General features: G+C 61.3%; 5 protein-coding genes and 1 pseudogene. 1 reads left to right on the forward strand and 5 read right to left on the reverse strand.

Annotated features, from left to right (window positions below; all coding sequences use genetic code 11):
• Positions 1–130: 130 nt before the first annotated feature.
• Positions 131–1,345 (reverse strand): phosphoserine phosphatase SerB, encoded by a 1,215-nt coding sequence (gene serB, locus OC610_RS17095; RefSeq protein WP_181291014.1) that lies wholly within the window; start codon positions 1,343–1,345, stop codon positions 131–133.
• A 133-nt stretch (positions 1,346–1,478) separates the two neighbouring features.
• On the opposite strand from serB, the gene OC610_RS17100 reads away from it, so the two are divergent.
• Positions 1,479–2,996, forward strand: a complete 1,518-nt coding sequence (locus OC610_RS17100; protein WP_264429265.1) for an AhpA/YtjB family protein — start codon at positions 1,479–1,481, stop codon at positions 2,994–2,996.
• Between the two features lie 176 nt (positions 2,997–3,172).
• Here the strand turns inward: OC610_RS17100 and OC610_RS17105 are convergent, their stop codons facing one another.
• The 4 genes and pseudogenes from OC610_RS17105 to OC610_RS17120 all read right to left on the reverse strand — a co-directional run.
• On the reverse strand, positions 3,173–3,580 hold the full coding sequence (locus tag OC610_RS17105; protein WP_264429267.1) for a DUF3224 domain-containing protein: 408 nt from the start codon (positions 3,578–3,580) through the stop codon (positions 3,173–3,175).
• A gap of 152 nt (positions 3,581–3,732) precedes the next feature.
• Positions 3,733–4,440, reverse strand: coding sequence for a PqiC family protein (locus OC610_RS17110; RefSeq protein WP_264429269.1), 708 nt, complete (start codon positions 4,438–4,440; stop codon positions 3,733–3,735).
• A gap of 178 nt (positions 4,441–4,618) precedes the next feature.
• Positions 4,619–6,883 carry a DNA topoisomerase IV subunit A gene (parC, locus tag OC610_RS17115; protein WP_264429270.1) on the reverse strand — a complete coding sequence of 755 codons (2,265 nt, stop codon included), beginning with the start codon at positions 6,881–6,883 and terminating at the stop codon, positions 4,619–4,621.
• A 100-nt stretch (positions 6,884–6,983) separates the two neighbouring features.
• Positions 6,984–7,515 (reverse strand): annotated as a pseudogene (locus OC610_RS17120) (DNA topoisomerase IV); the annotation flags it as partial.

A 7,515-nucleotide genomic window follows, 5' to 3' on the forward strand; every position in this document is an offset into this window, starting at 1 on the left:
TTGATCTTTCGCTTGAAGACTCGATGGGTCTTGGAAAGATCGCAGCCTCGCTTCGCTCGGCAGCTCCTACGCGGGCCGGCGGGAGCAAGCTCCCTCGCCACGGATGCACCGAATCAAGTTGGCAAATTGCTCAAACCTGTCCGTCGCGATCGCGGAAACCCAGCAAGTACAACACCCCATCCAACCCCAAGGTCGAAATCGCCTGCCGGGCCGATTGCTTGACCAACGGCTTGGCCCGGAATGCCACGCCCAAGCCGGCAATGGCCAGCATCGGCAGGTCGTTGGCGCCGTCACCCACGGCAATGGTCTGCTCCAGGCGAAGGCCCTCCTTCTCGGCCAATTCGCGCAACAAGTCTGCCTTGCGCTGGGCATCGACGATCGGCTCGACGGCAACCCCGGTGACCTTGCCATCCACGACTTCCAGTTCGTTGGCGAACACGTAGTCGATACCGAGCTTGGCCTGCAATTGCTTGGCAAAATAAGTGAAGCCGCCAGACAGGATGGCGGTCTTGTAGCCCAGGCGCTTGAGTTCGGCGAACAGGGTTTCGGCGCCCTCGGTCAGGCGCAGCGAGGCGCCGATGGAGTCGAGCACACTGACGTCCAGCCCCTTGAGCAATGCCAGGCGCTCCTTGAAACTGGCGCGAAAATCCAGCTCACCGGCCATGGCACGCTCGGTGATGGCGGAAACCTTGTCGCCCACGCCCGCCGCCTTGGCCAGCTCGTCGATGACTTCGGCTTCGATCAACGTCGAGTCCATGTCGAACACCGCCAGGCGGCGGTTGCGACGGAACAGAGAGTCTTCCTGGAAAGCGATGTCGACGTTCAGTTCCTGAGCGACGCTGAGGAACTCGGCGCGCAACGCTTGAGGATCAGCCGGTTCGCCGCGCACGGAAAATTCGATGCACCCCTTGCCCTGGTCAGCCGGGGTATCGAGCGGCATGCGCCCGGAGAGCCGGTCGATGTGGTCGATATTCAGCCCGTATTGGGCGGTGATCGAACTGACGCGCTGCAACTGCTCGGCGGTCACCTTGCGGGTCAGCAGTGTCACGATATGGCGCTTCTTGCCCTGGCCGGCCACCCAATGCTGGTAGTCGGCTTCGGACACCGGCGTGAAACGCACCTGCTGGTCGAGCTTGTAGGCCGTGAACAGGATGTCCTTGAGCACCGACTTGCTCTGTTCGGCGTCCGGGATTTCAACCAGGATGCCGAACGACAGCGTGTCATGGATTACCGCCTGACCGATGTCGAGAATGTTCACACCACCCTGGGCCAGAACGCCGGTAATGGCCGCAGTCAGACCCGGACGGTCGCTGCCAGTGATGTTTATCAGGACGATTTCGCGCAAGGCGCACCCCCGCAGGTGGAAAAAAACCGCATTCTACCCACATTCAGTGACCATCGGGCACCGCCAGTGCTTTGCCGGTCATGGGCCTGTCGCTATACTGCGCGTCAATTTCACGGACAAAGAGCCGAGCTCAGTGAACCGGCCCACGCCAGTCAAAACCGACAATTTCTTCCTGCTGATCTTCCGTGCATTGCGCCATCGTCGCGTGCCGATTGCATTGCGCATCGCCAGCCATAACGTGATCCTGGTCGCCCTGGCCCTGGTCATCTATGCCTGCGTGATGGGCCTGCAATTCAAGCAGGCCATGCACGAGCAGGCGGATGCCCTGGGCGAAAGCCTGACCACCCAGACCGCCACGTCCGCCACCGAGCTGCTGGTGTCCAACGACATCCTCAGCCTCAACGTGCTGCTCAACAACCTGACCAAGAACAAACTGGTCGCCCACGCCGCCATCTACAGCGTGGACAACCGCATCCTCGCCGAGGCCGGCCAGCGTCCCAAACCTGGCCTGCTGGGCGAGACCGGCGGCATGTACCAGAGCAAGATCACCTTCCAGGACGTGACGGCCGGGCAACTGCGCATCAGCCTGGACATGGATCAGTTCCAGCAACCGATGACCATCAGCCTGCAAAGCATGGGCATCCTCAGCGCAATCCTGCTGGCGCTGGCACTGGCCTTGAGCCTGCGCCTGGGACGGCACATCTCCACGCCACTGTTGCAATTGCGCGTCTGGCTGCGGGACATCGACGAACACACGCCGGCCACCCAGCGCCAGGACGAAATCGGCGACCTGGCCCGGCAACTTCACGCCAGCTTCGCACCGGAACCGGAGCCTGTGCCGGAACCTGAAGACATCGATTATGTCGACGAAGACGATGCCGAGCCAAGCTTCGAGGTCCGCAACCTGCGTGACCCGGGCTTCGACGAAAGCGCGCCGATGCCGGCCTCGCGCCCGGCGCCGCGTCATGTGGTGCGTGCGGTCGAAGACGAAGAAGACGATGACGCCTTTGCCGACTTGCGAGACGACTCGGTGGCCGGAGCCCCTCAACCAGCGGTCCGCCCTGTCGCCTCGAACCTGCCTCAGCACAGCGCCGTGCTGGCCGTACAACTGGGCGCCCAGGATCAATTGCGCCGCCTGCCCCAGGCGCGCCTTAAGGAGCTGCTCGAACGCTATCGCGACTGCCTCGATCAAGCCGCATCGCTTTATCAAGGCGAACTGCACACTTTGAATGACGGCAGCACGCTGATGCTGTTCCACACCGAGGACAGCGGCGACGACTACCTCACCAATGCCATCTGCTGCGGTGAACTGCTGCGGGCGCTGGGTCATCAGTTGCAAATCGAAGTCGCCGACAGCGGCATCACCCTGCAATTGCAACTGGGCCTGACCTTGGGCGATGGGCTGTACGGCTTGAGCCAGATCGACCTGCTGCTGACCGAAACCGCCCAGGACGCATTGGCCCTCTCCCAGCACAGCCGCAACTTGTTGCTGGTGGAGCGCAAGATCAATGACGACGCGCTGATCCGTCAACGCGCGCGCATTCGCCCCATCGCCAGCCCTGAAGGCGCTTGTTGCGTGGAACGGTTGATGGAGCCTTATCCGTCGATGTTGGAGCGGCAACTGGCGCGGATGCATGAGCGTCAGGCCTGATACCTCGATGCTGAAATAATAAAACCCGCAGATGAGTGATTATCTGCGGGTTTTTTATTGCCCTTTTCGCGAGCAGGCTCGCACATGAGGAATCCCGTGGGAGCGAGCCTGCTCGCGAAGGCGTCAGGATAGACAGCGAAAAACCAGACTACAGAGTCGCGTCCACCCGACACACTTTAGCGCTCAGGCTCAAACGAATACTCAAATGACACTTGCGCCAGCTCACCATGGCCAGCCACGTAGCTGCCACTGCCGCTCAGATTGACCAGATCGCCAGTGCCGGCGCCCTCTACGACACTCCAAGTACTGCGTGCCTTTCCCTCGGAGAATGATCCCGAATGCCGGACAACAAATGTTCCGCGCTTTCCTGCCACCAACGCACAAACCCGCTCAAAACCCGCAAAGCACGCTGTACCGTCAGCGCTATAGGACATCAGGTATTCGACGCTACTGGTGCCCTCGATAGCCCCGGAATACGACTGCGTGATCTTCGCATGTGAGAGTTTTGGCGCGCCCTCAAGAATTTGAGACGGCTTCTCGTCCCAGCCCGTGATCTGAAATGTGCAACTGGCAGTTGTTTTCATGGAAATTTAACTCGTCCTTGTCGTTATAGGGGGAGGCCTGATGCACCGGGCCCTCATCTTGCCTGACATTCTCCTGGAATAAGAATCCAGGCATCACGGAAACAACAAAGCCCGCATCAACGCGGGCTTTGTCTTGTATCCATTTCAAACCATCAGAACCGGAACACTTCCATGTCCGTACGAATCGGCAAGGCCATGGGGATCTTGTCCTTTTCCTTTTCAACCGGCTTGGCCGCCGGGGCCGGAGCCGTCTTGCGCGGGACTTCCGCGATAGGTGGCTGGTTGGCCAGGGGTTTGAGGGACACGGACAATTGCTCGGCCAGGCGTTGCAAGAGCACGCCTTGTGCCTGGACCTGCGCAGCGGTCGTACCTGCATGTTGTTCTTGCAGGTGAACGATGCGGTTCTCGCGAACCGTACCGCGACGGTCGATCAGGCGCCACTGGGCATCGAGCACGGCGGGTTGGGATTTGCCAGAATCCAGCCGGGTGATCGACAACAAGACTTGTACATCCGGGGTGAACCCTTGGTTGGCCGGGGCCAGCACCACACGCTGGCTGTCCAGGTGTCCGGCAACCTGGCGCAACAGCAATTGATCGATATCGGAAGACAGGCTGCCAGCCCAACGACCATCAGTGGCGGCTTGCAGGCTGCCGTCGGGTTGGCGTTGCAACAGGGTTTCACGCTGCAGGTAGTCAGCGATCAGAACCGGGCCAAGCAACACGGCCATGCCTGTGCTTTGCGCAGGCTGGGCCGGAGTACCGCTGTCCAGTTGGTACAGCGACACCGGCTGGTTCATGCTGCAGCCCGCCAGGCCAAGCAGGCCGGCGAGCCACAAAATAGGAAGGCGCAGAGCAGTCATCGTCTCGTCCAGGTGGCGGCCACAAGGCTTACCACAGTGAAAAATACTCGGTCATTATGAAGAACGCTCGGCCACGCCGGCGCTTGAAAGGGCCTATCATCCGTGAATATGCGTCCCGACTCCAGCGCCAAAACTCCGATCTGCGGCATTTAATCGCAGACCGAGCCCTCTAGCACGCTCAATTGAGGTTTTCGACGAGCAGCGCATCCACTCGCTGAAAACCCCTTGGAAGCTTGTTGCCCCGCCGACCGCGTTCACCTTTGTAATGCTCAAGATCGTCCGCTTTCAATGAAAGCGTACGCTTTCCAGCCTGCAGCACAAGCGTGGCACCCTCCGGTATCACTGCAATATCCGTGACATATTCCTCGCGACTCGCCACCCGTTCGCCGGAAATTCCGATTATCTTGTTGCCTTTCCCTTTGCCGAGCTGTGGCAGGTCACTGATCTTGAACACCAGCAACCGCCCTTCTGTCGTCACCGACGCCAGCCAGTTGTTCTCGCGATCGATGACCGGACGCGGTGCGATGACCTTGGCGTTGTTCGGCAGACTCAACAACGCCTTGCCCGCCTTGTTCTTGGCTTGCAGGTCCTCACCCTTGACGACGAACCCGTAACCGGCGTCCGACGCAATTACGTACAGCCCGTCATCATCAGGCATCAGCACGCACTCAAAAGTTGCACCCGGCGGTGGCGTCAGACGACCGGTGAGCGGTTCGCCCTGGCCACGGGCCGATGGCAAGGTGTGGGCCGGCACCGAATAACTGCGCCCGGTGGAGTCGATGAACACCGCGAACTGGTTCGAGCGCCCAGGCGCCAAGGCCTTGAAACCATCCCCGGCCTTATAGGAAAGCCCGGCGGCGTCAATATCGTGACCTTTGGCGGAGCGTACCCAGCCTTTTTCCGAGAGCACGACGGTGACTTTCTCGTTCGGCAGCAGGTCGTGTTCGCTCAACGCCTTGGCTTCAGCGCGCTCGACGATCGGCGAGCGACGGTCGTCGCCGTAGGTTTCGGCATCCTTCAACAGCTCGGTGCGCACCAGTTTCTTGAGCTTGGCTTCGCTGCCCAACAAGGCTTGCAGCTTGGCCTGCTCCTTGAGGAGCTCGTCCTGCTCGGCACGCAGCTTCATCTCTTCCAGGCGGGCCAACTGGCGCAGGCGGGTATCGAGGATGTAGTCAGCCTGGATTTCGCTCAGGGCAAAACGCTCGATCAGCTTGGCCTTGGGGTGCTCCTCGGTGCGAATGATATGGATCACTTCATCCAGGTTGAGGTAGGCGATCAACAAGCCGTCCAACAGGTGCAGGCGGCGCTCGACCTTGTCCAGGCGGAATTGCAGGCGTCGGCGTACGGTCTTGACCCGGAATTCGAGCCATTCCACCAACAGTGCCCGCAGGTTCTTCAGCTGAGGCTTGCCGTCCAGGCCGATGATGTTGATGTTGACCCGATAACTCGATTCCAGGTCGGTGCTGGCGAACAGGTGCTGCATCAACGCTTCGTGGTCGACCCGGCTGTTGACCGGGATGATCACGATGCGGCATGGGTTCTCGTGGTCGGACTCGTCGCGCAGGTCGGCCACTTGCGGCGCTTTCGACGGTTTTGCCTGCATCATCGCGGCAATCTGCTCCAGGACCTTGGCCCCGGACACCTGGTGCGGCAGCGCCGTGACAATGATGTCGCCGTCTTCGATGTGGTACACGGCGCGCATGCGCACCGAGCCACGACCGGTCTCGTAGATCTTCAGCAGGTCGGCGCGGGGCGTGATGATTTCCGCTTCGGTCGGGTAATCCGGGCCTTGAATGTGCTCGCAGAGCTGCTCCACCGTGGCTTTCGGCTCGTCCAGCAACCGCACGCACGCCGTCGCCACTTCCCGCAGGTTGTGCGGCGGCACATCGGTGGCCATGCCCACGGCAATACCGGTGGTGCCGTTGAGGAGGATATTCGGCAAACGTGCCGGCAACACCAGGGGCTCGTCGAGGGTGCCGTCGAAGTTCGGACCCCAGTCCGCGGTGCCCTGGCCCAGTTCGCTGAGCAGCACCTCGGAATAGCGCGACAACCGCGCCTCGGTGTAGCGCATGGCGGCGAAGGACTTGGGATCATCCGGCGCACCCCAGTTGCCCTGCCCGTCCACCAGCGTGTAGCGATAGCTGAACGGCTGGGCCATCAGCACCATGGCTTCGTAGCAGGCCGAGTCGCCGTGGGGATGGAACTTGCCGAGCACGTCGCCGACGGTACGCGCCGATTTCTTGTGCTTGGAATCGGCATCCAGCCCCAACTCGCTCATGGCGTAGACGATCCGTCGCTGGACCGGCTTCAAGCCATCGCCGATGTGCGGCAAGGCGCGGTCCATGATCACGTACATGGAGTAGTTGAGGTAGGCATTTTCGGTGAAGTCAGCCAGCGATCGGCGCTCTACGCCGTCCAAGCTGTCTGCAAGAATATCGCTCATGCGGGCCTCATCAAGTTCGTTGTCTGGCGCAACGGCGTGGTGCCATCGCGCTGGGTAAATTCAAATTCTTCCGGGGCATTCGTGCCCAGCGGTAGCCCACTCATGGCGAGGCGCCCCAGCCACCGTCCGGCGCGGCGAAGCGCCAGATGATGGGCCGCCGCTCGCCATCGGCACGGGCACCGTCGTTGTTGTCCAGGCCAATCCAGGCGCCTTGGGCGTCCACCACCAGCGCTTCGGCCAGGCCATAGGCTTGCGAGTAACGACGATTATCCTGCAGCGCCTCGGCAGCGAACGACCAGCAGCGCTCGACCATGGCGGTCTGCGGGTCGCGCCGGCAGATCTGATAGGCGTTTCGTTCCAGGGTGAACAGCTTGCCGTCGAACAATGACAGATCGGCGAAATCCCGGGAAACCGCCTTGGCCTTGGGAAATTGCGGCGGCTGCATTTCCTGCCCCGCTTCGCTGAGCAGCACGCAATTGCCGTCGCAGTCCCATACCGTTTGCTGGCGCTTGATCAACAGCAGGCCACGGCGTTCACGCTCGGCCGCCAGCCAGAGGTGGTCGCCGGCCGGGTTGACCGCAAGGCCTTCGAACAAGGCGTTGAAGTGCAACAACATGCCGCTGCCCCGCGCC

Origin of the sequence: Pseudomonas agronomica (genome assembly GCF_025917275.1) — a bacterium.
GTDB classification, from domain to species: domain Bacteria; phylum Pseudomonadota; class Gammaproteobacteria; order Pseudomonadales; family Pseudomonadaceae; genus Aquipseudomonas; species Aquipseudomonas agronomica.

Bases quoted from the DNA above. Each gene is read 5' to 3' on its own strand.
- OC610_RS17105 (WP_264429267.1), bottom strand. From the start codon at position 3,580: ATGAAAACAACTGCCAGTTGCACATTTCAGATCACGGGCTGGGACGAG.
- OC610_RS17110 (WP_264429269.1), bottom strand. From the start codon at position 4,440: ATGACTGCTCTGCGCCTTCCTATTTTGTGGCTCGCCGGCCTGCTTGGC.
- parC (WP_264429270.1), bottom strand. From the start codon at position 6,883: ATGAGCGATATTCTTGCAGACAGCTTGGACGGCGTAGAGCGCCGATCG.